Here is a 25,056-nt window from a genome sequence, read left to right as displayed (position 1 = left end):
CGGGGGGCACCTGTGGTCGGGGAGCTGGGCAGAGTGACGGGGACGGTCGGTCCGGGCCTGGTCGGCGAGGTGATGGTGCGCGTCCGCGGCGGCGCCGAGGCGTTCTTGGCGTACGCGGCGGAGCCGGGCGAGCGGATGGAGCGGGGCACGGTGGTGCTGGTCGTGGAGTACCAGCCGCCGCGCACGGTGTACGTGGCGGCCGCCTACGGGTGAGCCGGCGGAAAACGACTGCCGGCCGTCCGCGGTCCCTCGCCCGGTTCAAGATCGATACGAGCGGGTATCAGCGCTTCACCCCGGGCGCGTCCGGGCGCACACTTGTGCTCAGAGGGCTCCGCTGGGGCCCACAAAGGGGGCGTGACGCATGCTCATTGGCGTCGTGGCGGGGGCTGTCCTCGTCGCGGTCATCATCCTGGTCGGGCTGTTCAAGCTCATGTGGCGGGTCGCCGAGCCCAACGAGGCGCTCGTCATCTCCGGCTCCAAGCACCGCACGGAGGGCTTGGAGGAAGGGATGGGCTTCCGGATCGTCACCGGCCGGGGCACCTTGGTGGTGCCCGGTGTCCAGGTGGTGCGGAAGTTGTCGCTTGACCTCAACGAGGCGGATCTCCATGTGGATTGCGTGACCAAACAGGGCATTCCACTCAAAGTGCATGGCGTGGTCATATTCAAGGTGGGCGACGACTTCGTCTCCATCGCCAACGCGGCCCGCCGCTTCCTCGACCAGCAGAAGGTCATGGGCGACCGGGTGCACAACGTCTTCGCCGGTCATCTGCGCTCGATCGTCGGCGGGTTGACGGTCGAGGACATGATCCGGGACCGGGAGCGGCTCACCGGCGAGACCCGGGCCGCCTCGGGCTCGGAGATGGAGAAGCTGGGTCTGATCATCGACTCGCTGCAGATCCACGAGATCCAGGACCCCACCGGCTACATCAAGAACCTCTCCGCGCCGTTCGCGGCCGCGGTGCAGCGGGACGCCCGGATCGCCCAGGCCGAGGCGGACCGGCTCGCCACCGAGGCCGAACAGCAGGCCGCCGCCCGGATGTCGGAGGCGACCCGGGACAGCGAGATCCTGCAGGCCGGCTACCAGGCCGAGCGCGACAGCGCGGCGGCCAAGGCGCGGCAGGCCGGGCCGCTGGCCGATGCGGCGGCGCAGCAGGAGGTCGTGGTCCAGGAGACGCGGGTCGCCGAGCTGGCGGCGCAGCGCCGGGAGCAGCAGCTCCAGGCGGACGTCCGCAAGCCGGCGGATGCCGCCGCGTACGAGAAGCGGACGCTGGCGGAGGCCGAGCGGGACGCCCGGATCTCGGCCGCCCAGGCCAAGGCCAGGGAAACGGAGCTCGCGGCGGCCGCCGAGGCGACGCGGGTGAAGACGGCAGCGGCCGCCGAGGCGGAGGCCACCAAGGCACGCGGCACCGCCTCGGCTGCGGCGACCCGGGCCACCGGTGAGGCCGAGGCCGCGGCGGCACAGGCCAGGGGTCTGGCGGCTGCCGAGGCCGCCAAGGCCCAGGGCTTGGCCGAGGCGGAGGCCATCAAGGCGCGGGCGGCGGCCCTGGCGGAGAACCAGGACGCGGTGGTGGCGCAGCAACTGGCGGAGAAGTGGCCCGAGATCGTGCAGGCGGGTGCGCAGGCGTTCGGGAACGTGGACCACATGGTGCTGTTGAACGGGGCGGACGGCATGTCCGACCTGTTTGCGAAGGCCCTGACGATGGGAGGCACGGGCCTGGGCCTGGCCCGTCAGCTGCTCTCGACGATGGGCACGGCGGAAGGGCCCGCCGTGGGCGGTGCCGAGGGCGTCGCGGGCAGGAACGGCAGCGGCGTCGCCCCCGTGGTCCGGGGTGCGAAGGCCGGGCCGCAGGGGGCGGCACCCCGCGCCGAGCGGGTGCCGGTCGAGGACGCGGATTAGCGCGCCGGAGGCGGCCCGCTAACCCGCGTTCTGACCCTCGGGGTTGCCGGCGAGGATGCTGTCGAGGGCCGCGGCCAGGTCGTAGTCGAAGTCGGCCACCGAGTGCTCCTCGCCGAGCGGGGCCACCCGGTCGGTCCGGTCGAGGAAGGCGACCAAGGGGGCCGCGCCCGCCCGGAACAGGGCGCCTTCGCCGCCCACTTGCAGCCGGATGAAGACGTCCGAAAGGTGCTGCGCGGAGGCGGGGGCGATGTGCACATCGCCCTCGCCGGAGGGCTGGCTGAGCCCGTCGAGCAGCAGCTCCCTGGCGAAGGCCCAGGTGACCGGGGCGTCGCCGGGGAGGTGGAAGGTGAACTTCACCGCGTACGGGTCACTGCTGTCGTAGCCCAGCTCCACCGGGATCCGGAAGGACAGCTCCTCGGAGACGAGGAAGGTCATGACCACTTCTGCCTGAACTGTGTCGCGCATCGCCCAATGCCCCGTCTTCGTCGGTTTGGCAGGGATTGAAGCCTGATGGCCCCAATGACGCCATAGTCTGACAAGAACGCCCAGCGGATCACAAGGAGTGATTTTCCAGATACCGGGAGAGACCGAGGGTGAGCATACGAGCTCTCCGACTCTGGAGCGTAGCGACTCGACTACGGGGCGGAGTCGTTCCAGCGGGATTTGGTGGCACGGAACAGCCGAGAACTGGCCAAAGCGGCCCGAGTGGGCCCGGATTTCAGGACAAGGGCGGGGAAATCGTTCTCAAGTTGACGGAAGAGATAACTCCCCGCCTTCCGCTTCGTTGAGTTGACCGAGCGGACACCGGCAGACGGCGTGGGCGACGCGGTCCGGCCGGTGCGGCGCACCCGGGCGGCATTTCGCGCCCGGGCGGGCCGGCCCCTACCAGTCGCCCCTCGACGACGAGGACGACGTGAACTTCTTGACGACGAAGATCAGAGCACTGACGAGCGCCACCAGCAGCAGGACCTTGAAGAGCAGGCCGATGAAGAAGCCGAGCACGCTCATGATCAGGCTGCCGAACACCACGAAGACCAGGACCGGCAGGGCGATCCACTTCACCCACCAGGGCAGTCCTGCGAATATCCCCTTCTCAGCCATGCCGACCCCTGCTCTCCGCTTCGCGCGTGGTTGTCATCTCACGGCCGTGGGGGCGGCGCGATCAGTCGCGCCGTGGTCCGCCGGCCGTCCGGGGCGGGCCGCCCCGGTCTGCTCTCGATGCTAGGACGGGCGGGTGGTCCGATGGGTGTTCCCCGGCCCCCGTCCACCCCTGAGCGTCCCCCTACGGGTTTTCGGGGGCGACCCTCAGCTTTCGGGCGGAGAGAAGACGACCAGCACCCGGAGGTCCTCGCTGATGTGGTGGAACCTGTGCGTCACGCCGGCCGGTACGTACACCACGCTGCCGCGGCCGACCTCCGTCGTCTCCTGGCCCACCGTGATCGACGCCCGGCCGCTCATCACCACGTACACCTCGTCCTGGGCGTGCGGTCCCTGCGGGTCGGTGGCGCCGGAGTCGAGCGCGTACAGCCCGACCGACATGTTCCGCTCCCGCAGGAACTGGAGATACGCGCCCTCGTTCGCGACCCGTTCCGCCTCCAGCTCGTCCAGCCGGAACGCCTTCATATGCCGTCCACCTCTCGCTTCGGGCCTTGATACGGCCCCTGGTGCAACCCTCGGTAAGATGCCCGCCCGGCCAAGCGGTGGTAATCGCGGGGATCCACGTCGGGCGCCGGCGTCTGCCACGATCTCACCATGAAGAATTTCGTAGTCAAGACGATCGCCAACGCGGCGGCCCTGGCAGTTGCCATCTGGCTGCTCAAGGGCATCACACTGTCCGGCGAGAACACGGCCCGGAAACTGGGCACGCTTTTCCTCGTCGCGCTCGTCTTCGGCGCGGTCAACTTCATCGTCAAACCGGTCGTGAAGCTTCTCTCGCTCCCGCTGTTCATCCTCACCCTCGGCCTGATCACGCTGGTGATCAATGCGCTGATGCTGCTGCTGACCTCCTGGGTGGCGGGCAAGCTGCATCTGGCCTTCCATGTGACGGGCTTCTGGTCGGCCCTGGTCGGCGGCGTGATCATCTCGATCGTGGCCTGGGCGATGCATGTGATCCTGCCGGACGAGCAGGACTAGGGCGTGTCCGATGAGTCAGTGCGGCGCCAGGCGTCGTGGGGCCTGTGCTGACCCATCGGACACGCCCTAGCCCGGGGCGGCGAAGACGCAGAAGAGCGGCTCGAGCCTCCCCCCTCTTGGCTCGAGCCGCCCCGGCCCTCCGTCGGACGCGTCTACACACGAAGAACCGTGCGACCAAGGCTAGTTGACTCAGCGTCAGTGTCCAATCACGCTGACGGCACAGACCTATCGACTTATTTATAGTTCCCCTACGATCGGTGGCGGCGAACCAGGGGAGTTGGCATGGATCTGGCCCTTTTGCGCACATTCGTCACGGTGCACCGGGCCGGTTCGTTCACTCGCGCCGCCGCTCTGCTCGGCCTTTCCCAGCCCGCGGTCACCAGCCAGATAAGGACCCTGGAACGCCAGCTGGGCCGTCCGCTCTTCGTCCGGCAGGCCCGCGGTGTGCGCCCCACGGCCGTCGGCGACGAACTGGCCCACAAGATCGCACCGCACGTCGACGCCCTGCTGGAGATCACCGAGGCCGGCTTCGACGAACAGTGGGCCAACCGCACCCTGCATCTCGCCGGTCCCCCCGAGTTCACCGCCCTGCGCGCCCTTCCGGCCCTCACCCCGCTCGTCGCCCAGGGCCTGGCCGTACGCGTCACCCACGGCACCGCCGAAGACCTCTTCGAGGGGCTGGCCCTCGGCCACCACGACCTCGCCATCACCACCTCCCGCCCGCGCGGCCGCCTCCTCGCCGCCACCCCGCTCTGCGACGAGGAACACGTGCTCGTCGCGGCCCCGCGCTGGGCCGCCCGCCTCGGCGGCGCCGCCGTCGTACGCGACAAGGGCGTCCAGCTGCTGGAACACCTGCCGGTGGTCGAGGTGCACGAGACCCTGCCCTTCGTCACCCGCTACTGGTCCGCGGTCTTCGATGCGAAACCGCTGGCGGCGGGCACCGTCATCGCCCCCGACCTGCGCGCCGTGCTCGCCTGCGTGGCCGCGGGCGCCGGGATCGGCGTCCTGCCGCGCTATCTGTGCGGCGACGCCCTCGACACCGGCGAGGTCGTCGCCCTCGCCGACCCGCCGGTGCCCCCGCTGCGCACCTACTTCCTCGTCGTACGCGCCGGGACGCTCGCGCATCCCCACCTCGCGCGGGCGCATGAGTGGCTGTTGCGTGCTGCCGTTTCCTGGTGAGAGCGGGTTTCACCGAGGGACGGACGCGGCAGATGTCCCCCATGACCGAACGACTTGTGGTCAAACGCACCGCCCGCGCCATCCTGCTCGACGGCGAGCCCGGCTCCGGCGAGCTCGAAATGATCCTTATCAAGCGCACCAAACCGGGTGAATCCCCTTATTGGATCACCCCCGGCGGCGGCGTGGAGCCCGAGGACGCCACGGTGGTCGCAGCCCTCCACCGCGAGGTCGACGAGGAGCTCGGCGCCAAGGTCACGGACGTGGTCCCCGCCTTCGTCGACACCGTCTCGCACTCCCTGCACCACGCGGCCCACGGCGTGAAGGTCCAGCACTTCTTCGTCTGCCGCCTCGCCTCCATGGACCTCTCCCGGCGCCACGGCCCCGAGGTGGACGAGCCCTGTGGGACGTACGAGGTCGTCCGCATCCCCTTCACCCGGGCGGGCATCGCCTCGGTGGACGTGGTGCCGCCCTCGCTGCGCGAGTATCTCGGCGCCAACATCGAGGGCGTCCGGGCGCTGCTCGCGGACGATCTGGGCTGAGCTCGCCGGCGCGGAGCCGGGCGGCGGCCCTACTGCACGCCCGCCGCCGCCCCGAAGAAGTCCCCGCCCTTGCGGCGCACGTCGTCCGTGCCCCAGCTGCGCCCGTCCGCTCCCGCCTCACGGGACGCCTTCAGCAGGTGCGGGATGTGCTTGGAGCAGTGGACGTACGCCTCCTCGACCGCGACCTCCACCCACACCACGGCCCGGCGGCCGGGGCACTCCTCCACGGGCAGGCCCGGGTGGACGGCCCGCAGAACGGCGTCGTCGACGACCCGGGCCCGGCCGTTGACGTGCAGGCCGATGCGGTCCCGGAAGAAGTCGATCATCAGGATGCCGACGTGCGGGTTCTCCTCGATGTTGCCGAGGCTGGCCAGGACGCCGTTGCCCCGGTACTCGGGGTAGGCGAGCGTACGGTCGTCCAGCACGCGCAGGAAGCCGGGCGGGCCGGCCCGGAAAGTGTTGTCGCACACGCCGTTCCGGTCGGCGGTGGCCAGGAAGAACATCTCCTGCCGGGCCACGAACTCCCGCATCCGCGCGTTGACATGGGAGAGCACCTGCTCGTCGTAGAACCGGCCGGCCCGCTCGGCCGTGCCGAGCCGGGTCTGCAACAGGCGCTCCCCGTCGCCGCCCCGTCGGTTCGCCATCGTCATCAGACCACCGCCCGGATCAGCCTGCCGCCGTCAATTCGTCGAGGGAGTCGTGTCTTATGCGGTGGGACGGTATGCCGATACCGACCAGGGTGTCCACACCGCTGCGGATCATTCCGGGCGGCCCGGAGAGGTAGGCGTCGTAGGCCGTCCAGGGCCCGTATTTGCGGACGACCTGGGGAAGTTGGCCACTCAGGCCGAGCGTCGGGCCGTCCGAGACGACGGGGCGGACCGAGAGCCAGGGGTGCGACTTCTGCAGACGCAGCATGGTGTCGATGTCGTAGAGGTCGTCGCCCCGGCGGGCGCCGTAGAAGACCTCGACGGGGCGGCTGCGGCCGTGCCGGGCGACGTCTTCGACCAGCGCCTTGATCGGGGCGATTCCGGTGCCGCCGCCCAGGCAGAGCATTCCGCTGTCGGTGGAGTGGTCCACGGTCATCGAACCGGCGGGGCCACCGAGCCGGATGAAGTCGCCGGGGCGGGCGCGGTGCACCAGGGCGCGCGACACCCAGCCGGCCGGCACGGCCTTGACGTGGAAGCTCAGCAGCCCGTCGGCGCGGGGCGCGCAGGAGAAGGAGTAGTGCCGCCATATCCGCGGCCACCAGGGGGTTTCCAGGCTCGTGTACTGCCCGGCCAGGAAGGGGTAGGGCCGGTCCGGGCGTACGGTCACCACGGCGATGTCCGGCGTGCGCAGCTCGTGCCCGACGATCTCGGCCTGCCACCAGGCGGGGGAGGTCCGCTCGTCCTCGGCAGCCGCGTCGATCATGATCTGGGAGATCGCGGTGTAGACGCGCACCCATGCGGCCTCGGTCACCTCGTCCCAGCTGTCGGGCGCATAGCGGGTGAGGGCGCCGATCAGGCATTCCCCGACGGCCGGGTAGTGCGCGGGCACCGTGCCGTATTTGCGGTGGCCGCGGCCGAGCCGGGAGAGGTAGGCGGTGAGCGTGGCGGGGTCGTCGGCGTGCTCGGCGGCGGTGAGCAGCGCCTTGAAGAGGCGGTCGCGCTGGGCGTCCATGGCGGGCGGGAAGAGGTCGCGCACCTCGGGGTGGCGGATGAACAGCAGCGCGTAGAAGTAGGAGGTGACCTTGTCGGCGATTGGCTCGATCTCGGCCATGGTCCTGCGGATGAGCAGCGTGTCGGGGGAGGGCGCCCGGCCGGAGGCGGGGGTTTCCTGCGGCCGGGCGCCCCGTTCGGGTGGCTGGTCCGCCGGGCGCTGATGCTCGTGCTCCCGGTGCGCGTGTTCCTGGTGCGCCTGTTCCCGGTGCGCGGGCGCCGGGGGGTGCCGCTCCGGTAGCCCGCGGTGGCTGCGGGGAGCGGGGCGGGCGCGCTCCCCGCCCGCGCGCGCCAGCCGCTCCGGCTGCTCTTGCCACTCCGGCCGTTCCGGCTGATCTGGCCGTTCCGGCCGCTCCGAGGGGGTGAACCAGCTCCACTCACCTCCCTCGCCGGAGGTGCCGCCGTCGGCCGACGGGGTGGTCGGAGCGTTCATCGTCGCCTCGCCTCGAACATCGCTCGGTCGGTCCCGCGCAGTCGCCGTTCCCGTCCGCGCAGCATGTCACCGAGCGCACCGGGCACGGTGGTTTTGCCGGAAGTCCGTGCGACCAAGGGCGCGTTGAGGCTAGGCTGGCCCACCGAGAGCGCGTGTGCACATGCAGATGTACCTGGGCAACTAGCCTCGGTCGACGACCAGTTCGTAGGCTTCCCGCAGGTCACGCCCCGTATACGCGTGCGAGGCAATGTCCCGCACATGGTGATCCGCATTGATGGCGACCGACACCGACACCGGCACGGCTGCGAACAACTTGGCGTCGGACATGGAGTCGCCGTACGCCACGAGATCGCTGCGGCTCAGCCCGTACGCCGCGCACAGCTCATCGGCGATCCTGACCTTCGCCGACGCATCGAGGATGCCCGCCGGGTCCAATGGCTCCCGGAACGGCACCGAGGGCCAGAGCGAACCGTGCGCCGCATCCGCCCCCCAGTCCAGCAGCCGCTCCACGAAGAACCCCGGCGACAGCGAGATCACCGCGCACCGCTCGCCCCGCGCCCGTATCCGCGCCCACACCTCCCGTATGCCGTCCAGCCAGGGCGCGCCCTCGAACGCCGCCGCGACCTGTGCTTCGGTGAGCTCCGCCCACAGCGCGACCGCCCGTTCCGCGAATTGGGGCGGTGACAGCTCCCCCGCGGCGAACGCCCGCTCCAACGCGCCGATCTCCGACTCCAGGCCCAGTTGCCGGGAGATCTCGACGGCCGCCGCCGAGCCCTGGATCAGCGTGCCGTCGAGATCGAACACATGCAGTCTGCTCATGACCGTCGAGCGTAGGCGCAACCCGGGCGCGGACGCCCGGCGATTTTCCCGGGCCCCGTCAGCCGCCCAGCACCTCCTCGATGGCCGCCACCGCTATGCGGTGGTCCTGCTCGGGCGCCCCTCCGCCCACCCCGATGGCCCCGATGAGGCGGCCGTCGCGGTGCAGCGGGACGCCTCCGGCGATGAAGAGGAGCGGGCGGTCGAGGGCGGTCGGCAGGGTGTGGAAGGGGCCGCCGGGCTGCACGGCGTCCACGACGTCGGCGGTCGGCGCGTTCAGCTGCAGCGCGGTGAACGCCTTGCGCGTGCTGGTCTCCCCCGCGATCAGCACAGCGCGGTCGTCGCGCCGGAAGGCCAGCAGGTGCCCGCCGCCGTCGAGCACGGTCACGGCGGCCCGTACGCCCCGGTCCTCCGCGGCGCACCGGGCGACGGCTATCAAGGCCTCCGCCTCGTCCGTGGCGAGCGGAAGGACGGGGGTGTTGGCGGTGGTCATGCGGCGGTGCTCCTTGTTGAGGGGGCTTGTTGACGGGTGAGTCAGTGCGTCAAGGGGAGGGCTGTCGGCGGCAGGCGTCAGCGGGCGGCGGGCGCGGCGTGGGCGTCGGCCTCGGTCTCGGTCTCGGCCGCTTAGGCGACCGCGGTCGAGCGGCCCACGACGACGCTTCCGGCACCCCGGCTCGTACGCCGCTCCAGCGACGCGGAGAGCAGGGCGAGGGCCAGCGCGACGGCGGCCATGGCGGCGCCGACCGCATTGGGTGCCGCGTAGCCGAAGCCGGCGGATATGACGAGCCCGCCGAGCCAGGCCGCTATGGCGTTGCCGAGGTTGAACGCGCCGATGTTGACGGCGGAGGCGAGGGTGGGGGCGTCCGCGGTCTGGTCGAGGACCCGCTTCTGCAGGGGCGGCACGGTGGCGAAGCCGAAGGCGCCGACCAGTGGGATGACGACAGCTGCCGCGATCTTGTCGTGCGCGGCCAGGGGCAGCAGGACGAGGGCCAGGGTCAGGCCGCCGAGCGCCGTGTAGAGCATGGGCATCAGCGAGCGGTCCGCGAACCGGCCGCCGACGAGATTGCCGCCCACCATGCCGAGGCCGAAGAGGACGAGCAGCCAGGTGACGGACGAGGGCGCATAGCCCGCGACGTCGGTCAGCATCGGCGTGATGTACGTGCTCATGGTGAAGACGCCGCCGAAGCCGAGGACGGTCATCGCCATGGCGAGCAGGACCTGAGGGTTGCGGAAGGCCGCCAGCTCACCGCTGATCCGGGCCTGTCCGGGCCGGGGCTGCTGGGGCACCAGCGCGGCGATGCCGAGCACGGCAAGCACACCCAGCGCCGCTATGGCGAAGAAGGTGACGCGCCAGCCGGCGCTCTGCCCGACCAGCGTGCCCAGCGGAACCCCCACCACATTGGCGACCGTCAGGCCGGTGAACATCATCGCTATGGCGCCCGCCTTCTTCTGCGGGGCGACGAGCCCGGCGGCCACGATCGCGCCGATGCCGAAGAACGCGCCGTGCGCGAGGGAGGCGATGATCCGCCCGGCCAGCATCAGAGCGAAGACGGGGGCCGCCGCGGAGAGCGCATTGCCCACGACGAACAGCCCCATGAGGGCCATCAGCATGCTCTTGCGCGGGACGCGGCTGCCGACGATGGCGAGGACCGGGGCCCCGACGACCACCCCCAGCGCATAGCCGGTGGTCAGGAAGCCCGCGGCGGGGATGGAGACACCGAAGTCGCCGGCGATCTCGGGGAGCAGGCCCGAGATCACGAACTCGGTGGTGCCGATACCGAAGGCGCCGATGGCGAGCGCCAGCAGGGCAAGGGGCATGACAGGGGTCCTTAGAGGGGGGAGACATCGGGAGCAGGCCTCGGCCGCGGAGTCTTTGCGGCGGACCCTTACCTGCGCCCACAATAATTGCAGACGCAGTTACTTGCAAGCGCTGGCTATTGCAGTGGAGAGCTATCCTGATCCATGACGAGACGCGCGTACGACTCCGAAGGAGGGCTCACTCATGTCCTGCACCCCGGACCCCGCTCTGGCCGGCCTGGCCCAGGGCTGGTGCGCGCTCTCGGCGCTGCACAGCCGGATCGAGACGCACATAGAGCGGGCCCTCCAGGCGCACCACGAGCTGAGCGTGCGCGAGTTCTCCGTCCTCGACGTGCTCAACCGCCAGCACAGCGGCGAGGGCGGCCACCTGCGGATGAACGAAGTCGCCGACGCCGTCGTGCTCAGCCAGAGCGCCACAACGCGCCTGGTCAACCGCCTGGAGGACCGCGGTCTGCTGACGCGCTACCTCTGCCTGACCGACCGCCGCGGCATCTACACCGACGTCACGGACGCCGGCCGCACGCTCCTCGAAGAGGCCCGGCCCACCAATGACGCCGCCCTGCGGGAAGCGCTGCGGGAGGCGTCGAACCGCAGCGAGCTGGCGCCGCTGGTCGCCGCCGTGGAATCGCTCGCTCCGACGTCGTAGGCCCTCGAAGGCGCCCGGTAAGCCCCCCCCCCTCGGCACCATCCCGGAAGCCAACTCCGGTCACTCAGGCCCCTGTGCACCCCACCACCCCGCGCATAGGGTCCGGATCATGAGCGACCTCGAGATCCGCCGCGCGACCGACGACGACATCCCCGCCATCGTGGCCATGCTGGCCGACGACCCGCTCGGCGCCCAGCGCGAGTCCCCCGACGACCTGTCCCCCTACCGCACGGCCTTCGCCCGCCTGGCCGACGACCCCCGCCAGCACCTGGTGGTCGCCGTCCGCGACGGCCGCACGGTAGGCACCCTGCACCTCACCGTCATCCCCGGCCTCTCCCGGCGCGGCGCCACCCGTTCCCTCGTCGAGGCCGTGCGCATCCACCGCGACGAACGCGGCAGCGGCCTGGGCACGCAGCTCATCCAGTGGGCCATCGAAGCCTCCCGCCGCGAGGGCTGCAGCCTGGTGCAGCTGACCTCCGACGCCACCCGCGTGGACGCCCACCGCTTCTACGAACGGCTGGGCTTCGAGGCCTCACACCTCGGTTTCAAGTACCGGCTCTGAGGCTTCAGGTACCAGCTCTGGGGCCTCAAGTACCAGCTCCGACCCCGCTTCGGCCCGGGCCCGGGCCCGCTCCCGGTGCGCCTTCTGACGGCAGGCGGCGCCGCAGTACCGGGCGGGCCGGCCCGTACGGGCGGAGGGCACGGGACCGCCGCAGGCGGCACAACCCGTTTCGTTACGCCTTTGCGCGACCCTCGGAGGCAGTTTCGTCACACGGCGCCCCGCGCGGAGGCTGTCGCACATGAGCGCCGTCAGCCGCCCCGGCGCCCCGTCCGGACCTTGTCGCTGCTCCATCGACAGACACCCCAGCAGCAGGCCCAGCACGTCCTCGACGGTGACGTCCCGCCGTACGGCACCGGCCTGTTGAGCCCTGGCCAGGAGCACTGCAAGCGCCTCACGGAAGTCCTTCTCGACCCCCGGGGAAGGCTCGAAGCGCCCCTCCGCGCTCGCCTCCAGCGCGTCGCACAGGCCCTTGTTCCGCACGGACAGCCGCACCACCGCCGCCAGGTACCGGAAGAACACCGCACCCGGGTCCTCCGCCTCCGCCAACTCCCGTGCGCTGTCCGTGAAAAGCCGCACCCGGTCCACGACCGTGGCTCTGAACAGGGCTTCTTTGGAAGCAAAATGGCGGTAGACCGTCCCCGCGCCCACCCCGGCCCGGCGCGCGATCTCGCCGAGCGGAACCGCCAACCCCGCCTCTTCGAAGGCCGATCGGGCCGCCTGGAGCACCAGGACCCGGTTGCGCCGCGCGTCCGCCCTCAGCGACGCCATACCCGATCCGGACGCCGACGTATTCCTGCGCTGCGCCATGCGTACGGCCTCCGGGGAGCGAGAAAAGAAAACGGGATGGTGGTTCCGATTTTATCCGGGTGTGTGAACGAGGATGCGCGCCGCACCAAACCGGAAAAACAGCAAAGAAAAGGCTGCTGTCGGTGCAAAAAGCACCCACAGCAGCCTCAAGGCCCCGGAGGGCCCGCGTGCCGGACGGCGGTCCGGTCAGCTCACGGCGTCCCAGGCCGCACGCGCGGCCTCCTCCGCCTTGTCCTGGTCCGCGACCGGCACCCCCAGCACCCGCAGCCCCTCGCCCAGCGCCGCCAGGGCGGCGAGCACGACGGTGCGGTCCGCGGCCAGTCCGTAGTGGTTGACGCGGACCATCTCCCCGGCGAGCGCTCCCGCGGCGGCCTGGACGGGCAGGGAGCCGTCCTTCGTCAGGGCCAGCGCGACGAGCTCACGGGCATCGACGCCGTCGGGCGTACGCAGCGTGGTGGCGACGGGTGCGGCGTCCTCGTCCCGGACGACATAGGGCGCGAGCCCGCCCAGCGCCCGTACCCCCGCGCGCATCGCGGCCGAGGCGGCGCGGTGCCGGGCGATGACGGCGTTCAGGCCGGCCGCCTCGATGCGGTCGACGGCCTGCTCCAGGCCGAGCATCTCCAACTGTGCGGGGGCGTGCGGCAGAGCCGTGCGCCCGGCGTCGATCCAACGCTCCTTCCAGTCCAGCAGGGACAGGTACGAGCGCCGGGGCGCCTGCTCGTTGGCGGCGATCCGCTCCCAGGCGCGGCCGCTGACCGACACGGCGGACACTCCGGCCGGCCCGGCCATGGCTTTCTGGCCGCCGATGACGCACAGGTCCACGCCCCACTCGTCGGTCAGCAGCGGCTCGGCGGCGACGGAGGCGACCGCGTCCAGCATCAGCAGCGCACCGTGCTCACGGACGACGGCGCCGATCTCGGCGACCGGGTTGGTGTTGCCGGTGGCGGCCTCGGCGTGCACCAGGCTGACGAAGTCGATGTCCGGGCGGGCGCGCAGCGCCTCGGCCACCTGCTCCGCCCCGACCGCACCGCTGAACGGCGCGCTCACGGTGACCACTTCCGCACCGCACGAGCGCAGCCAGCCGCCGAAGGTCTCGCCGTAGGGACCGGTGATGACGTTGAGCGCGGTGCTTCCGGGCCGGACGGCCGAGCGGATGCAGGCCTCCAGCGGCAGCAGCGCCTCGCCCTGCATCGCGATGACGGTCTCGCGGGTGCGCATCAGCGCGGCGACCTTGTCCTCGATGCACGCGAAGCGGGCGGCTTCGAGCGGTGCGAGGTCGAGCAGGACCGGTGCGGTGTTCGCGGTCACGGTGGTCACGATGGCCTTCCAGGTGGTGTCGCGCCGCGTCCCGGCGCCCGCCAATCTCCCGGCCGACTCTACGTCCGCCCGCCCGGGTCCGGGCCTCAGGCCTACCGCCAGCCGCCCGTGTCGACACCGCCCGGGACGGCGCCGTCGGGCGCGTAGGGCTCGCGGGTGAAGACGAAGGTGCCGATGTCCAGATGGCCGGGCGCGCCGTCCGCCGAGCGGACGGCCCTGAGGGTCTCCCCCAGGTAGTAGCCGTCGAGGCCGGTCCAGGTACCGTCCGCTTCCGCCCGGAAGCGGGCGCCGCGGCCGCCCGGGCCCAGGGGCGACAGCTCCAGACCGCCGTCGGCGCACAACCGCAGGGCGAACGGCGTGGACCCCCAGTACCAGGGCCCGGTCAGCTCCAGCAGCGCCGGGTCCGCGAGCTCCAGCGGACGCCACGGCTCCGGAATCCTCGGCTCGTGCTCGGCGACCGTGCGCACGAGATCCGCCGCCACCGCTGCCGTCTCGAACGACGACGTGAGGTTGGCCAGCGCGACGCCCGCGGTCCCCTCCTCCGCACTCACCCACAGCCCGGCCACGAAGCCGGGCATCGTCCCGGTGTGCCCGAAGAGGAAGTGGCCCTCCTTCCGCTGCAGCTGGAGGCCGAGCCCGTAGCCGCTCGTCCAGCCGGGCTCCTGCGGACCGGTCTCCGGCACCCGCATCTGCGCGATCGTTTCGGCAGCGAGCACCCGGTCGTCGCCGTGCAGCAGGAACTCCGCGAAGCGGCACAGGTCCTCCGCCGTGGACCACAGCTGCCCGGCCGGGGCCATCCGGCCGGTATCGACGGCCGGTTCGGGAAGCAGCACGTCCGCCCAGGGGTGCACCGCCCAGCCCTCCGCGTACGGCGCCTCGGGCACGAGCGTCGTACGGTCCATGCCGAGCGGTACGAGCACCTCCCGGCGCAGCACCTCGTACCAGCTCTCCCCGCGCACCTGCTCGACGAGCGCGCCCAGGAGCGCGTAGCCGGGGTTGGAGTAGTGGTGCAGGCGCCCTGCCGGGTGCAGTTGGGGTTGTTCGCCGAAGATGTCCGCGAGCTCGGGGCGCAGGGCGCCGTCCGTACGCTCCCACCAGGGTCCGCGCGCCTCGGCAGCGAGGCCGGAGGTGTGCGCCAGCAGCTGCGCGAGCGTGGCCTCGCCCCCCTCGGGGGTGTCGAGGTACTTGCCGAGCGGGTCGTTCAGATCGAGCAGGCCCTCGTCGCGCAGCCTCAGCACGAGCACGGCGACGAAGGTCTTGGTGACCGAACCGATGCGGTACTGCGTCTGGATACCCGGCACCTCGCCGGAGACCTCGCCGCGCCCGGCACTCCACACCATGCGCCCATCGCGCATCACCGCCCCCACCAGCGAAGGCGTGCGCCCCTTCACCTGGCCGACAGCCACGCGGTGCAGGAGCGCACGACGGGTGACGGGCAGCAGCTCCGCGAACTGCTCGTCCTCCCTTGTCACATCGGAGGACACCGGGCCGGAGGCTGCGTACAAGGCGGTCATGACCGCACCCTAACGACCGCTTTTTGAGCGGCACACCGTTTAACGGCACACCGCCCCAGGGACCGGCTCAGGTCTGGGCCATGTCCACGAAGCGGGAGTAGTGGCCCTGGAAGGCCACCGTGATCGTGGCCGTCGGGCCGTTTCGGTGCTTGGCCACGATCAGGTCCGCCTCGCCCGCGCGGGGGGACTCCTTCTCGTAGGCGTCCTCGCGGTGCAGCAGGATGACCATGTCCGCGTCCTGCTCGATGGAGCCCGACTCACGGAGGTCGGAGACCATCGGCTTCTTGTCGGTGCGCTGCTCGGGGCCACGGTTCAGCTGGGAGAGGGCGATGACCGGGACTTCCAGCTCCTTGGCGAGGAGCTTGAGGTTCCGGGACATGTCGGAGACTTCCTGCTGGCGGCTCTCGGGGCGGCGGGCGCCGCCGGACTGCATCAGCTGGAGGTAGTCGATGACGACGAGCTTGAGGTCATTGCGCTGCTTGAGACGGCGGCACTTCGCGCGGATCTCCATCATCGACAGGTTGGGGGAGTCGTCGATGTAGAGCGGGGCGGCCGAGACGTCCGGCATCCGGCGGGCCAGACGGGTCCAGTCCTCGTCCGTCATGGAGCCGGAGCGCATGTGGTGCAGGGCGACCCGGGCCTCGGCGGACAGCAGGCGCATCGCGATCTCGTTGCGCCCCATTTCCAGGGAGAAGATCACGCTGGGCAGATTGCTCTTGATCGAGCAGGCCCGTGCGAAGTCCAGCGCGAGGGTGGACTTACCCATGGCGGGACGGGCCGCGATGACGATCATCTGGCCGGGGTGCAGGCCGTTCGTCAGGGCGTCGAGGTCGGTGAAGCCCGTGGGGACGCCGGACATCTGGCCGCTGCGCGAACCGATGGCCTCGATCTCGTCGAGCGCGCCCTCCATGATGTCGCCCAGCGGGAGGTAGTCCTCGCTGGTGCGCTGCTCGGTGACGGCGTAGATCTCGGCCTGGGCGTTGTTGACGATGTCGTCGACGTCGCCGTCGGCCGCGTAGCCCATCTGCGTGATGCGCGTGCCGGCCTCGACCAGGCGGCGCAGCACCGCGCGCTCGTGGACGATCTCGGCGTAGTACTCGGCGTTGGCGGCGGTGGGGACGGTCTGCACCAGGGTGTGCAGATAGGCCGCGCCGCCGACGCGGGTGATCTCGCCGCGCTTGGTGAGCTCGGCCGCGACCGTGATCGGGTCGGCCGGCTCGCCCTTGGCGTACAGGTCGAGGATGGCCTGGTAAATGGTCTCGTGCGCCGGACGGTAGAAGTCGTTGCCCTTGAGGACCTCGACGACGTCGGCGATGGCGTCCTTGGAGAGCAGCATGCCGCCGAGGACGGACTGCTCGGCGTCCAGGTCCTGCGGGGGGACGCGCTCGAAGCCGCCGCCCTGTGACCAGCCGCCCTCATCTCCCCCGCGGTCGTGCTGCTCGCCGCGGCCCTTGCCGTCGCGACGGGAGCGGGGGAAGGGGAGCCGGTCGCCCGGACCGGACTCGGCCCAGGGGTCGTCCATGGGCTCGGGCATGCTCACCCCGGCCACCTCCTCCCGTCCGCGAAGCGGACCTCGCCGTGCTCCTCTTTCTTACGGCACGGCTCTGACATTCAGTACGCCCGACTCCGTTTGTGACGCGTCGAGTTCGCGGCGGCTTCGCGGCGACGGCGTGGAGACCTCGTGAGGCTCCGCGGGACGGCGGGATGACGGGCGAACAGACGGCGGGCGCCGGTCCACGGTAGGCCCGCGGGCCACGTCAGCCAATCTGGTTATCCACAGGGCATGTGGATGACCGGCCCCATCCTGTGGAGAACTCCGCCGAACCTGTGCACGGCGCGGGGGAAACCACTGTGGACAAACACACAGTCCTCTGCCGCCCACCCATCTGACCTGCACGTTTGTCGTCCACCGGCTGTTGAGGAGAAAAACTTCGCTGCCCGGCCCGAGATCGCGACAAACGGCGCAGAGAAGATCACACTCAACCCTGGAGAGTAAGGGGCTTAGAGTAGGTGCAGTTGTTACCTGTGGAAGATTGGACGGTCACCGTGGGCCAGGCCACCACGAGCGCGCGGCAGCGCGCCCGCCGACACGACCGCGAGATCATCGCGCTGGCCGTCCCCGCCTTCGGCGCGCTCGTCGCCGAACCCCTCTTCGTGATGGCCGACAGCGCCATCGTGGGCCACCTCGGCACCCCGCAGCTCGCCGGCCTCGGCGTAGCCGCGGCGCTGCTCGCCACCGCCGTCAGCGTCTTCGTCTTCCTCGCCTACGCCACCACCGCCGCGGTCTCCCGCCGGGTCGGCGCCGGAGAGCTCGGGGCTGCCATCCGGCAGGGCATGGACGGCATCTGGCTCGCCCTCGTCCTCGGGGCCACCGTCGCCGGCCTCCTGCTGGCCGCGGCCCCGGCCCTCGTCGGCCTCTTCGGCGCCTCCCCCGCCGCGGCCCCCCACGCCACCACGTATCTGCGGATCAGCGCCCTGGGCATACCGGCCATGCTCGTCGTCCTCGCCGCCACGGGTGTCCTGCGCGGCCTGCAGGACACCCGGACCCCGCTGTACGTGGCCGTCGGCGGCTTCGCCGCCAACGCCGCGCTCAACCTCGCCCTCGTCTACGGAGCGGGCCTCGGCATCGCCGGCTCCGCCTGGGGCACCGTCATCGCCCAGAACGCCATGGCCGCCGCCTACCTCGCCGTCGTCGTACGGGGTGCCCGGCGGCACCGCGCCTCCCTGCGGCCCGACCCCGCCGGCATCCGGGCCTGCGCCCGGGCCGGGGTGCCGCTGCTGGTGCGCACCCTCTCGCTGCGCGCGGTGCTGATGACGGCCACGGCCGTCGCGGCCCGCCTCGGCGACACCGACATCGCCGCGCACCAGATCGTGCTCACCCTGTGGAGCCTGCTGGCCTTCGCGCTGGACGCGATAGCCATCGCCGGGCAGGCGATCATAGGGCGCTGTCTGGGTGCCGCGGATCCGGAAGGGGCCCGGGCCGCCTGCCGCCGCATGGTGCAGTGGGGCATCGCCTCGGGTGTGGTGCTGGGCGCCCTGGTCGTGGCCGCGCGGCCGCTCTTCGTCCCGCTGTTCACCTCCGACGCGGCCGTACGGGACGCGCTGCTGCCCGCGCTGCTGGTGGTGGCCCTGGGCCAGCCGGTGGCGGGCGTCGTCTTCGTCCTGGACGGCGTGCTGATGGGCGCCGGGGACGGGTCCTACCTCGCGTGGGCCATGCTGCTGGTCCTCGCCGTCTTCGCGCCCGTCGCCCTGCTGGTACCGCACCTGGGCGGCGGCCTCACGGCCCTGTGGTGGGCGATGACCCTGATGATGACGGTCCGGATGACGACCCTGTGGCTGCGGGCCCGGTCCGGCCGATGGCTGGTCACCGGGGCCGTACGCGCCTGACGCCCGGCAGCGCACCCGGTACCGGGCCGGTGATACGGCGAGAGGGCCGCACCCCCTGCGGGGTGCGGCCCTCTCCGAGCTTGCCGAGCGCAGCGATTACGCGGCGACGACCTCGATGCCGAGCTTGGCAACGACGTCGGCGTGCAGACGCACGGACACCTGGTGGGCACCCAGGGTCTTGATCGGCGTACCGACCTCGACGCGACGCTTGTCGACCTTCGGACCACCGGAGGTCTCGATCGCGGCAGCGATGTCGGCCGGGGTCACGGAGCCGAACAGGCGGCCGGCCTCGCCGGCACGGGTGGCCAGACGGACCTTGACGCCCTCCAGCTGACCCTTGACCTCGTTGGCCTGCTCGATCGTGGCGATCTCGCGGATCTTGCGAGCGCGGCGGATCTGAGCGACGTCCTGCTCGCCACCCTTGGTCCAGCGGATCGCGAAACCGCGCGGGACCAGGTAGTTGCGGGCGTAGCCGTCCTTGACGTCGACGACGTCACCGGCGGTGCCGAGGCCGGAGACCTCGTGGGTGAGGATGATCTTCATTAGTTGGTCACCCTTCCCTTATCGCGCGGACGAGGTGTAGGGCAGCAGCGCCATCTCACGGCTGTTCTTCACGGCCGTGGCGACGTCACGCTGGTGCTGAGTGCAGTTGCCGGTCACGCGACGGGCACGGATCTTGCCGCGGTCGGAAATGAACTTCCGCAGCATGTTCGTGTCCTTGTAGTCCACGTAAGCGGTCTTGTCCTTGCAGAACGCGCAGACCTTCTTCTTAGGCTTGCGCGGGGGCGGCTTCGCCATTGTCTCTCTCCTGTGAATCAAGAAGTTTTGTGCTGACGCCCTCGGACCCCTGCGGGCCCGGGCCCGGAAACGGGCCTAGAAGGGCGGCTCGTCCGAGTAGCCGCCGCCGGAGTTGCCGGAGCCGCCGCCCCAGCCACCTCCGCCGCCGCCCTGCTGGCCGCCGGACGGAGCGCCGGTCGCCCAGGGATCGTCGGCGGGAGCCCCGCCGCCCTGCTGGCCGCCGGGACCGGAGCCCCAGCCGCCGCCCTGGTTGCCGCCGCTGCCGCCGCCATAGCCACCCTGGCCACCGCGACCCGCGGTCTTGGTGACCTTCGCCGTGGCGTTCTTCAGGCTGGCGCCGACCTCTTCGACGTCGAGCTCGTAGACCGTGCGCTTGACGCCCTCGCGGTCCTCGTAGGACCGCTGCTTCAGACGGCCCTGCACGATGACGCGCATGCCGCGCTGGAGCGACTCGGCGACGTTCTCCGCCGCCTGCCGCCACACCGAGCACGTGAGGAAGAGGCTCTCGCCGTCCTTCCACTCGTTGGTCTGGCGGTCGAAGGTGCGGGGAGTGGACGCGACGCGGAACTTCGCGACCGCCGCACCGGACGGGGTGAAGCGCAGCTCGGGGTCGTCGACGAGATTGCCGACGACCGTGATGACGGTCTCGCCTGCCATGGGTGAACCTCTCGGCGGGTGTGCTGCTGGCTGCTTGCTACTCGTTGCGATGCAGCCCGATTACCTCTGAACCGCTGGGGTTCAGTGGGTCTCGGGACGGAGGACCTTGGTCCGGAGGACCGACTCGTTCAGGTTCATCTGGCGGTCGAGCTCCTTGACGACCGCAGGCTCGGCCTGCAGGTCGATGACCGAGTAGATGCCCTCGGGCTTCTTCTTGATCTCGTACGACAGACGACGACGGCCCCAGGTGTCGACCTTCTCGACCTTTCCGTTGCCCTCACGGACGACGGAGAGGAAGTTCTCGATCAGCGGGGAGACAGCGCGCTCCTCGAGATCGGGGTCGAGGATGACCATCACCTCGTAGTGACGCATGTGGAACCCACCTCCTTTGGACTCAGCGGCCACGGTCGATCCGTGGCAGGAGGGTCGTGATGCGTAAACAACGGTATCGGCCGACACTGACAATCAGCGGAAAGTCCTGGGTTGCCCCTGGGACCGAAGCTGGGTCTGGGCAGACACCGGTGCAGACCGTACAGAGTACCCGCACTACGGCGTGCGGTTGAAATCCGGCCGCCCGGCCCCGCAATCTGGACGCAACGGGTGTGACCGGCGCTACATGCGCCGCCTGCCTTCAGGAGGTAGTCCCATGACACAGGCAGCACGGCAACCCCACGGGCTCCGCTCACTGGTCAGCGGAGTGCTGAACAGCGACGGCAAGGCCCATCCCGTCGAGAACACGTTTGTCGCCGCGACCGTCGTGCTCGGTGCGCTCGCCTTCATCACCTCGGCATTCACCAATCTCCACCTGCTCACTTCGTGGAGCGGCCTGGTGGGCATACTCACCGGGGCCTGGGGCCAATTCATCTCGGCGACGACGGGCGAGCGCTTCCTGCTGATCATCGGGCTCGGAGCCTCGGCCATCGGCTTCTTTCTGGGCATGGCGCACGGGGGTCTCTTCGGGGGTGTGATCGGATAGCCGGGCGTACGCCCAAACGGGGCGCTCCCTTGTCGCAGTAGGCTTCGGCGCGAGAGCCGGAGCCCCGACCTGGGGACAAACCTGCCGAGGAGCGCCCCGCATGAGCCTGACCCTGAGGACAATCAGCCGAGAGCAGCATCTGGCATATATCCAGAGCTTGCCCGCGGCCAGTCACATGCAGGTGCCGGGATGGGCAGACGTAAAGGCCGAGTGGCGCTCGGAAAACCTGGGCTGGTTCGACAAGACCGGACAGCTCGTGGGTGCCGGGCTGGTCCTTTACCGCCAGCTGCCCAAGATCAAGCGCTATCTGGCCTACCTGCCCGAGGGCCCGGTCATCAACTGGTTCTCCCCGAACCTGCAGGACTGGCTCGAGCCGATGCTGGCCCACCTCAAGCAGCAGGGCGCCTTCTCCGTGAAGATGGGCCCGCCCGTCGTCATCCGGCGCTGGGACGCGACCGCGATCAAGAACGGCATCGCCGACCCCGACGTCAAGCGCCTGCGCGACGTCGAGGCCACCCACATCGAGCCGCGTGCCTTCGAGGTCGCCGACCAGCTGCGCCGCATGGGCTGGCAGCAGGGCGAGGACGGCGGCGCCGGCTTCGGTGACGTGCAGCCGCGCTACGTCTTCCAGGTGCCGCTGGAGAACCGCTCGCTCGAAGACGTCCACAAGGGCTTCAACCAGCTGTGGCGCCGCAACATCAAGAAGGCCGAGAAGGCCGGCGTCGAGGTCGTCCAAGGCGGCTACGAGGACCTGGCCACCTGGCAGCACCTGTACGAGATCACCGCGGAGCGCGACAAGTTCCGCCCGCGCCCGCTGAGCTACTTCCAGCGCATGTGGACGGCCCTCAACAGCGAGGACCCCAACCGCATGCGGCTGTACTTCGCCGTGCACGAGGGCGAGGCCGTCGCCGCCGCGACGATGCTGATCGTCGGCGGGCACGTCTGGTACTCCTACGGCGCCTCCGCCAACCACAAGCGCGAGGTCCGGCCGTCGAACGCGATGCAGTGGCGGATGCTGCGCGACGCCTACGCGCTCGGCGCCAGCGTCTACGATCTGCGCGGCATCGGCGACTCCCTGGACGAGAGCGACCACCTCTTCGGTCTCATCCAGTTCAAGGTCGGCACGGGCGGCCAGGCCGCCGAGTACCTCGGCGAGTGGGACTTCCCGCTCAACAAGCTGCTCCACAAGGCCCTCGACATCTACATGTCGCGCCGCTGATCCAACAGCTCCATCCACACTCAGGGAAAGGTTCCGGGACCGGCCATGGCGCTCACGCTCTACGTCGACACCAAGCGCTGGCGGGCACACCAGCAGTCCGTGATCCAGCAGTTTCCGGGCATCATCCCGGTCTGCAAGGGCAACGGCTACGGCTTCGGCCACGAGCGGCTTGCCGATGAGGCGACCCGCATGGGTGCCGACATCCTCGCCGTCGGCACCACCTACGAAGCGGCCCGGATCAAGGACTTCTTCAGCGGTGACCTGCTGGTGCTGACCCCCTTCCGGCTCGGCGAGGAGCCGGTGCCGCTGCCGGACCGGGCCATCCGGTCCGTCTCCTCGGTCGAGGGCGTACGGGGCCTGGTCGGCGCCCGGGTCGTCGTCGAGGTCATGAGCAGCATGAAGCGGCACGGCATCAGCGAGGCCGACCTGCCCAAGCTGCACGCGGCCATCGAGGACGTGCGCCTGGAGGGCTTCGCCATCCACCTGCCGCTGGACCGCGGGGACGGCACCAGTGCCGTCGAGGAGGTGGCCGGCTGGATGGAGCGGCTGTGCAACGCCCACCTTCCGCTGCACACCATGTTCGTCAGCCACCTCAAGGCCGAGGAACTGAGGCAGCTGCAGCAGCAGTTCCCGCAGACGCGCTTCCGCGCCCGCATCGGCACCCGGCTGTGGCTCGGCGACCACGACGCCACCCAGTACCGCGGCTCGGTCCTGGACGTCACGCCCGTCGCCAAGGGCGACCGCTTCGGCTACCGCCAGCAGAAGGCAGCCGGCGACGGCTACCTGGTGGTGGTCGCCGGAGGCACCTCGCACGGTGTCGGGCTGGAGGCGCCGAAGGCGCTGCACGGCATGATGCCGCGTGCCAAGGGCGTCGCCCGCGCGGGCCTGGCGACCATGAACCGCAACCTCTCGCCGTTCGTCTGGGCGGGCAAGCAGCGCTGGTTCGCGGAGCCCCCGCACATGCAGGTCTCCATCCTCTTCGTGCCGGGCGACGCTCCCGCCCCGCAGGTCGGCGACGAGCTGGTGGCCCACCTGCGGCACACCACCACGCAGTTCGACCGGGTGCTCGACCACTGATTCCCCCCCGGTGGAAGGGGCCCGGCGCCGCGGACTACGAGCTGCGGCTCCCGGTGCCCCACTGGACACGTACCTCGTCCGAGTGCTCCGCGTGCCGTGACGCACGGCGCGCGGGGCCGAAGACGAATATGTCCGGCGCCCCGTCCAGGAGGCCCCCGGAGGGGTCGTCCGAGCCGTCGCGGCGGACCACGTCCCGCTCGGGCTTGAGGATGTCACGCACCACGATCGCGCACAGGTAGAGCGTCCCCAGCAGGTGCAGGACGATCGCCAGTTGGTAGCCCTCCGGCGGCAGGCCCTGGTGCTTGTCGCCGCTTCCCGTATAGGCCAGATAGAACCAGATCCCGAGGTAGTAGAGGACCTCGCAGGCCTGCCAGACGAGGAAGTCGCGCCACTTGGGCCGGGCCAGGGCGGCCAGCGGGACGAGCCACAGCACGTACTGCGGCGAATAGACCTTGTTGACCAGGATGAAGAGCGCTATCACCAGGAAGGCCAGCTGCGCGAAGCGCGGACGCCTGGGGGCGCACAGGCCGAGCGCCGCGATGCCCAGGCACCCGAGCAGCATCAGCAGCTCCGCGTAGACATTGGCGTCGTCCAGCGGGTTTCCGGTGCGCTGGGAGATGAACAGCCAGACCGAGCCGAAGTCGATCGGCCGCTCCTGGCTGAAACGGTAGAACTTCGACCATCCGTCGCGGATGTGGAAGCCGCCGGCGTCATGGGTGAGCATCACCGGCAGGTTCACCACCAGCCACGATCCCACCGCCGCCCCCGCCGCGGAGAGGAACGCCCGGGGCCGCCCGGCCCGCAGGCACAGGACGAGCAACGGGCCCAGCAGGAGCGCCGGATAGAGCTTGGCCGCGGCCGCCAGGCCCATCAGGACGCCCGTCGCGACCGTCCGGCCGCGCGACCACATGAGCATCGCGGCCGCGGTGAGGGCGACGGCGAAGAGGTCCCAGTTGATGGTGGCGGTCAGCGCGAAGGCGGGCGCGAGAGCCACCAGCAGCGCGTCCCAGGGACGGCGGCGGTGCGTGCGGGCCACGCACACGGCGATCACCGCGGTACAGGCAAGCAGCATCCCGGCGTTGGCGAACCAGTACATCTGCTCGCGGTGCTGGATGCTCCCGCCGCCCGGCGTGAAGACCGCCGCAACCTCCATGAACAGGCCCGTCAGCACCGGGTACTCGAGATAGTCCATCCCGCCGGAGACGCTCTGCGGGATGCGGTCGAAGTACGGGATGAGGCCCTGGTCGAAGCCGCGCCCGCTGTAGAGGTGCGGGATATCGGAGTAACAGGCGTGGGTGTACTGGGTGGTGGCACCGAAGAACCAACCGTGGTTGTAGCACGGGAGCTTCTGCACCATCCCGAGCGCGAACATCCCGATGGCCACCAGGGCGATCACCCGGACCGGCGTCCACCAGCTCACCCCGAGCAGCGCCCGGCGTCCCACCGGCCCCCCGATGAGCTCGCTGCCGGCCACGGCCACACCGTCCTCGACGGTGGGCCGCACGAGCTGGTCGTCCTGCACGCTCCTCATGGGCCCATCCTGCCGTACGCGCCGCGAACCCGTCGGAGGCTGTGGATAACGTC

28 protein-coding genes are annotated in these 25,056 nt (G+C 70.7%); 11 read left to right on the top strand and 17 right to left on the bottom strand.

The genetic code is table 11. The features are described 5' to 3' along the window. Nucleotides 1–12: 12 nt before the first annotated feature. Both FHS39_RS15560 and FHS39_RS15555 read left to right on the top strand, forming a co-directional pair. The gene (locus tag FHS39_RS15560) at nucleotides 13–213 is read left to right on the top strand and encodes a hypothetical protein (RefSeq protein WP_184349939.1); all 201 of its coding nucleotides are present in this window, start codon (nucleotides 13–15) and stop codon (nucleotides 211–213) included. Between the two features lie 148 nt (nucleotides 214–361). After that, the gene (locus tag FHS39_RS15555) at nucleotides 362–1,897 is read left to right on the top strand and encodes an SPFH domain-containing protein (protein ID WP_184349938.1); all 1,536 of its coding nucleotides are present in this window, start codon (nucleotides 362–364) and stop codon (nucleotides 1,895–1,897) included. An 18-nt stretch (nucleotides 1,898–1,915) separates the two neighbouring features. On the opposite strand, the gene FHS39_RS15550 is transcribed toward FHS39_RS15555, so the two are convergent. From FHS39_RS15550 to FHS39_RS15540, 3 genes are all read right to left on the bottom strand, one after another. Further along, on the bottom strand, nucleotides 1,916–2,362 hold the full coding sequence (locus tag FHS39_RS15550) for an SsgA family sporulation/cell division regulator (RefSeq protein WP_071966095.1): 447 nt from the start codon (nucleotides 2,360–2,362) through the stop codon (nucleotides 1,916–1,918). 417 nt (nucleotides 2,363–2,779) lie between these two features. Beyond that, nucleotides 2,780–2,998, bottom strand: a complete 219-nt coding sequence (locus tag FHS39_RS15545; RefSeq protein ID WP_184349937.1) for a DUF5326 family protein — start codon at nucleotides 2,996–2,998, stop codon at nucleotides 2,780–2,782. A 204-nt stretch (nucleotides 2,999–3,202) separates the two neighbouring features. Next, nucleotides 3,203–3,520, bottom strand: coding sequence for a cupin domain-containing protein (locus tag FHS39_RS15540; protein ID WP_184349936.1), 318 nt, complete (start codon nucleotides 3,518–3,520; stop codon nucleotides 3,203–3,205). Between the two features lie 129 nt (nucleotides 3,521–3,649). Between FHS39_RS15540 and FHS39_RS15535 the strand changes: the two genes are divergently transcribed. The 3 genes from FHS39_RS15535 to FHS39_RS15525 all read left to right on the top strand — a co-directional run bounded on the left by FHS39_RS15535 (nucleotide 3,650) and on the right by FHS39_RS15525 (nucleotide 5,748). After that, a complete protein-coding gene (locus FHS39_RS15535) occupies nucleotides 3,650–4,030 on the top strand; it encodes a phage holin family protein (protein ID WP_184349935.1) in 381 nt (126 codons plus the stop codon). Nucleotides 4,031–4,312: 282 nt separating this feature from the next. After that, nucleotides 4,313–5,209 (top strand): LysR family transcriptional regulator, encoded by an 897-nt coding sequence (locus tag FHS39_RS15530; RefSeq protein ID WP_184349934.1) that lies wholly within the window; start codon nucleotides 4,313–4,315, stop codon nucleotides 5,207–5,209. 41 nt (nucleotides 5,210–5,250) lie between these two features. Beyond that, nucleotides 5,251–5,748 carry an NUDIX hydrolase gene (locus tag FHS39_RS15525; protein ID WP_184349933.1) on the top strand — a complete coding sequence of 166 codons (498 nt, stop codon included), beginning with the start codon at nucleotides 5,251–5,253 and terminating at the stop codon, nucleotides 5,746–5,748. Nucleotides 5,749–5,777: 29 nt separating this feature from the next. Here the strand turns inward: FHS39_RS15525 and FHS39_RS15520 are convergent, their stop codons facing one another. The 5 genes from FHS39_RS15520 to FHS39_RS15500 all read right to left on the bottom strand — a co-directional run bounded on the left by FHS39_RS15520 (nucleotide 5,778) and on the right by FHS39_RS15500 (nucleotide 10,512). Next, nucleotides 5,778–6,398 carry a pyridoxamine 5'-phosphate oxidase family protein gene (locus FHS39_RS15520; protein ID WP_184349932.1) on the bottom strand — a complete coding sequence of 207 codons (621 nt, stop codon included), beginning with the start codon at nucleotides 6,396–6,398 and terminating at the stop codon, nucleotides 5,778–5,780. 16 nt (nucleotides 6,399–6,414) lie between these two features. Beyond that, a complete protein-coding gene (locus FHS39_RS15515; protein WP_184349931.1) occupies nucleotides 6,415–7,878 on the bottom strand; it encodes a globin domain-containing protein in 1,464 nt (487 codons plus the stop codon). 180 nt (nucleotides 7,879–8,058) lie between these two features. Further along, complete coding sequence (locus tag FHS39_RS15510) at nucleotides 8,059–8,697, bottom strand: HAD family hydrolase (protein ID WP_184349930.1); 639 nt, start codon at nucleotides 8,695–8,697, stop codon at nucleotides 8,059–8,061. Nucleotides 8,698–8,755: 58 nt separating this feature from the next. Continuing rightward, entirely contained in the window at nucleotides 8,756–9,187 is a 432-nt protein-coding gene (locus tag FHS39_RS15505) for a GlcG/HbpS family heme-binding protein (RefSeq protein WP_184349929.1), read from the bottom strand. Nucleotides 9,188–9,318: 131 nt separating this feature from the next. After that, nucleotides 9,319–10,512, bottom strand: coding sequence for an MFS transporter (locus FHS39_RS15500; RefSeq protein ID WP_184349928.1), 1,194 nt, complete (start codon nucleotides 10,510–10,512; stop codon nucleotides 9,319–9,321). Nucleotides 10,513–10,696: 184 nt separating this feature from the next. On the opposite strand from FHS39_RS15500, the gene FHS39_RS15495 reads away from it, so the two are divergent. Then, on the top strand, nucleotides 10,697–11,158 hold the full coding sequence (locus tag FHS39_RS15495; RefSeq protein WP_184349927.1) for a MarR family winged helix-turn-helix transcriptional regulator: 462 nt from the start codon (nucleotides 10,697–10,699) through the stop codon (nucleotides 11,156–11,158). Nucleotides 11,159–11,267: 109 nt separating this feature from the next. Then, the gene (locus FHS39_RS15490) at nucleotides 11,268–11,720 is read left to right on the top strand and encodes a GNAT family N-acetyltransferase (RefSeq protein ID WP_184349926.1); all 453 of its coding nucleotides are present in this window, start codon (nucleotides 11,268–11,270) and stop codon (nucleotides 11,718–11,720) included. Here FHS39_RS15490 and FHS39_RS15485 read toward each other — a convergent pair. The 4 genes from FHS39_RS15485 to dnaB all read right to left on the bottom strand — a co-directional run bounded on the left by FHS39_RS15485 (nucleotide 11,691) and on the right by dnaB (nucleotide 16,898). Continuing rightward, nucleotides 11,691–12,488 (bottom strand): TetR/AcrR family transcriptional regulator, encoded by a 798-nt coding sequence (locus FHS39_RS15485; protein WP_221462790.1) that lies wholly within the window; start codon nucleotides 12,486–12,488, stop codon nucleotides 11,691–11,693. The two genes, FHS39_RS15490 and FHS39_RS15485, sit on opposite strands and share 30 nt — an antisense overlap. A gap of 225 nt (nucleotides 12,489–12,713) precedes the next feature. Beyond that, the gene (locus FHS39_RS15480; RefSeq protein WP_184349924.1) at nucleotides 12,714–13,835 is read right to left on the bottom strand and encodes an aminotransferase class V-fold PLP-dependent enzyme; all 1,122 of its coding nucleotides are present in this window, start codon (nucleotides 13,833–13,835) and stop codon (nucleotides 12,714–12,716) included. Nucleotides 13,836–13,936: 101 nt separating this feature from the next. Further along, nucleotides 13,937–15,358 carry a serine hydrolase domain-containing protein gene (locus FHS39_RS15475; protein WP_184349923.1) on the bottom strand — a complete coding sequence of 474 codons (1,422 nt, stop codon included), beginning with the start codon at nucleotides 15,356–15,358 and terminating at the stop codon, nucleotides 13,937–13,939. A 67-nt stretch (nucleotides 15,359–15,425) separates the two neighbouring features. Further along, on the bottom strand, nucleotides 15,426–16,898 hold the full coding sequence (gene dnaB / locus FHS39_RS15470; protein WP_184349922.1) for a replicative DNA helicase: 1,473 nt from the start codon (nucleotides 16,896–16,898) through the stop codon (nucleotides 15,426–15,428). A gap of 506 nt (nucleotides 16,899–17,404) precedes the next feature. Between dnaB and FHS39_RS15465 the strand changes: the two genes are divergently transcribed. Continuing rightward, nucleotides 17,405–18,745 (top strand): MATE family efflux transporter, encoded by a 1,341-nt coding sequence (locus tag FHS39_RS15465; RefSeq protein ID WP_343069621.1) that lies wholly within the window; start codon nucleotides 17,405–17,407, stop codon nucleotides 18,743–18,745. Nucleotides 18,746–18,841: 96 nt separating this feature from the next. Here FHS39_RS15465 and rplI read toward each other — a convergent pair whose 3' ends face one another. The 4 genes from rplI to rpsF all read right to left on the bottom strand — a co-directional run bounded on the left by rplI (nucleotide 18,842) and on the right by rpsF (nucleotide 20,572). Continuing rightward, the gene (gene rplI, locus FHS39_RS15460; protein ID WP_184349920.1) at nucleotides 18,842–19,288 is read right to left on the bottom strand and encodes a 50S ribosomal protein L9; all 447 of its coding nucleotides are present in this window, start codon (nucleotides 19,286–19,288) and stop codon (nucleotides 18,842–18,844) included. 18 nt (nucleotides 19,289–19,306) lie between these two features. After that, nucleotides 19,307–19,543, bottom strand: coding sequence for a 30S ribosomal protein S18 (gene rpsR / locus FHS39_RS15455; RefSeq protein ID WP_004950692.1), 237 nt, complete (start codon nucleotides 19,541–19,543; stop codon nucleotides 19,307–19,309). A 75-nt stretch (nucleotides 19,544–19,618) separates the two neighbouring features. Then, nucleotides 19,619–20,200 carry a single-stranded DNA-binding protein gene (locus FHS39_RS15450; RefSeq protein WP_184349919.1) on the bottom strand — a complete coding sequence of 194 codons (582 nt, stop codon included), beginning with the start codon at nucleotides 20,198–20,200 and terminating at the stop codon, nucleotides 19,619–19,621. Nucleotides 20,201–20,281: 81 nt separating this feature from the next. Further along, on the bottom strand, nucleotides 20,282–20,572 hold the full coding sequence (gene rpsF / locus FHS39_RS15445; RefSeq protein ID WP_006604399.1) for a 30S ribosomal protein S6: 291 nt from the start codon (nucleotides 20,570–20,572) through the stop codon (nucleotides 20,282–20,284). A gap of 274 nt (nucleotides 20,573–20,846) precedes the next feature. Between rpsF and FHS39_RS15440 the strand changes: the two genes are divergently transcribed. From FHS39_RS15440 to FHS39_RS15430, 3 genes are all read left to right on the top strand, one after another. After that, the gene (locus FHS39_RS15440; RefSeq protein ID WP_184349918.1) at nucleotides 20,847–21,176 is read left to right on the top strand and encodes a hypothetical protein; all 330 of its coding nucleotides are present in this window, start codon (nucleotides 20,847–20,849) and stop codon (nucleotides 21,174–21,176) included. Nucleotides 21,177–21,276: 100 nt separating this feature from the next. Further along, nucleotides 21,277–22,395: a lipid II:glycine glycyltransferase FemX gene (locus tag FHS39_RS15435; RefSeq protein WP_184349917.1), complete on the top strand. Its 1,119-nt coding sequence runs from the start codon at nucleotides 21,277–21,279 to the stop codon at nucleotides 22,393–22,395. A gap of 45 nt (nucleotides 22,396–22,440) precedes the next feature. Continuing rightward, a complete protein-coding gene (locus tag FHS39_RS15430) occupies nucleotides 22,441–23,472 on the top strand; it encodes an alanine racemase (RefSeq protein WP_184349916.1) in 1,032 nt (343 codons plus the stop codon). 34 nt (nucleotides 23,473–23,506) lie between these two features. On the opposite strand, the gene FHS39_RS15425 is transcribed toward FHS39_RS15430, so the two are convergent. Next, complete coding sequence (locus tag FHS39_RS15425) at nucleotides 23,507–25,003, bottom strand: glycosyltransferase family 87 protein (protein ID WP_184349915.1); 1,497 nt, start codon at nucleotides 25,001–25,003, stop codon at nucleotides 23,507–23,509. Between the last annotated feature and the right edge of the window lie 53 nt (nucleotides 25,004–25,056).

The sequence above is a fragment of the Streptomyces olivoverticillatus genome (assembly GCF_014203555.1).
GTDB classification, from domain to species: domain Bacteria; phylum Actinomycetota; class Actinomycetes; order Streptomycetales; family Streptomycetaceae; genus Streptomyces; species Streptomyces olivoverticillatus.
This window is presented reverse-complemented; position numbering and strand designations above follow the sequence as displayed.

Coding starts and splice junctions, on each gene's coding strand:
- FHS39_RS15520 (WP_184349932.1), bottom strand. CDS start 6,398: ATGACGATGGCGAACCGACGGGGCGGCGACGGGGAGCGCCTGTTGCAG.
- FHS39_RS15435 (WP_184349917.1), top strand. CDS start 21,277: ATGAGCCTGACCCTGAGGACAATCAGCCGAGAGCAGCATCTGGCATAT.
- FHS39_RS15430 (WP_184349916.1), top strand. CDS start 22,441: ATGGCGCTCACGCTCTACGTCGACACCAAGCGCTGGCGGGCACACCAG.
- FHS39_RS15540 (WP_184349936.1), bottom strand. CDS start 3,520: ATGAAGGCGTTCCGGCTGGACGAGCTGGAGGCGGAACGGGTCGCGAAC.
- rpsR (WP_004950692.1), bottom strand. CDS start 19,543: ATGGCGAAGCCGCCCCCGCGCAAGCCTAAGAAGAAGGTCTGCGCGTTC.
- FHS39_RS15495 (WP_184349927.1), top strand. CDS start 10,697: ATGTCCTGCACCCCGGACCCCGCTCTGGCCGGCCTGGCCCAGGGCTGG.
- FHS39_RS15440 (WP_184349918.1), top strand. CDS start 20,847: ATGACACAGGCAGCACGGCAACCCCACGGGCTCCGCTCACTGGTCAGC.
- rplI (WP_184349920.1), bottom strand. CDS start 19,288: ATGAAGATCATCCTCACCCACGAGGTCTCCGGCCTCGGCACCGCCGGT.
- FHS39_RS15490 (WP_184349926.1), top strand. CDS start 11,268: ATGAGCGACCTCGAGATCCGCCGCGCGACCGACGACGACATCCCCGCC.
- FHS39_RS15505 (WP_184349929.1), bottom strand. CDS start 9,187: ATGACCACCGCCAACACCCCCGTCCTTCCGCTCGCCACGGACGAGGCG.
- FHS39_RS15500 (WP_184349928.1), bottom strand. CDS start 10,512: ATGCCCCTTGCCCTGCTGGCGCTCGCCATCGGCGCCTTCGGTATCGGC.
- FHS39_RS15530 (WP_184349934.1), top strand. CDS start 4,313: ATGGATCTGGCCCTTTTGCGCACATTCGTCACGGTGCACCGGGCCGGT.
- FHS39_RS15535 (WP_184349935.1), top strand. CDS start 3,650: ATGAAGAATTTCGTAGTCAAGACGATCGCCAACGCGGCGGCCCTGGCA.
- FHS39_RS15485 (WP_221462790.1), bottom strand. CDS start 12,488: ATGGCGTCGCTGAGGGCGGACGCGCGGCGCAACCGGGTCCTGGTGCTC.
- FHS39_RS15545 (WP_184349937.1), bottom strand. CDS start 2,998: ATGGCTGAGAAGGGGATATTCGCAGGACTGCCCTGGTGGGTGAAGTGG.
- FHS39_RS15475 (WP_184349923.1), bottom strand. CDS start 15,358: ATGACCGCCTTGTACGCAGCCTCCGGCCCGGTGTCCTCCGATGTGACA.
- FHS39_RS15525 (WP_184349933.1), top strand. CDS start 5,251: ATGACCGAACGACTTGTGGTCAAACGCACCGCCCGCGCCATCCTGCTC.
- FHS39_RS15510 (WP_184349930.1), bottom strand. CDS start 8,697: ATGAGCAGACTGCATGTGTTCGATCTCGACGGCACGCTGATCCAGGGC.
- FHS39_RS15450 (WP_184349919.1), bottom strand. CDS start 20,200: ATGGCAGGCGAGACCGTCATCACGGTCGTCGGCAATCTCGTCGACGAC.
- FHS39_RS15550 (WP_071966095.1), bottom strand. CDS start 2,362: ATGCGCGACACAGTTCAGGCAGAAGTGGTCATGACCTTCCTCGTCTCC.
- rpsF (WP_006604399.1), bottom strand. CDS start 20,572: ATGCGTCACTACGAGGTGATGGTCATCCTCGACCCCGATCTCGAGGAG.
- FHS39_RS15555 (WP_184349938.1), top strand. CDS start 362: ATGCTCATTGGCGTCGTGGCGGGGGCTGTCCTCGTCGCGGTCATCATC.
- FHS39_RS15425 (WP_184349915.1), bottom strand. CDS start 25,003: ATGAGGAGCGTGCAGGACGACCAGCTCGTGCGGCCCACCGTCGAGGAC.
- FHS39_RS15515 (WP_184349931.1), bottom strand. CDS start 7,878: ATGAACGCTCCGACCACCCCGTCGGCCGACGGCGGCACCTCCGGCGAG.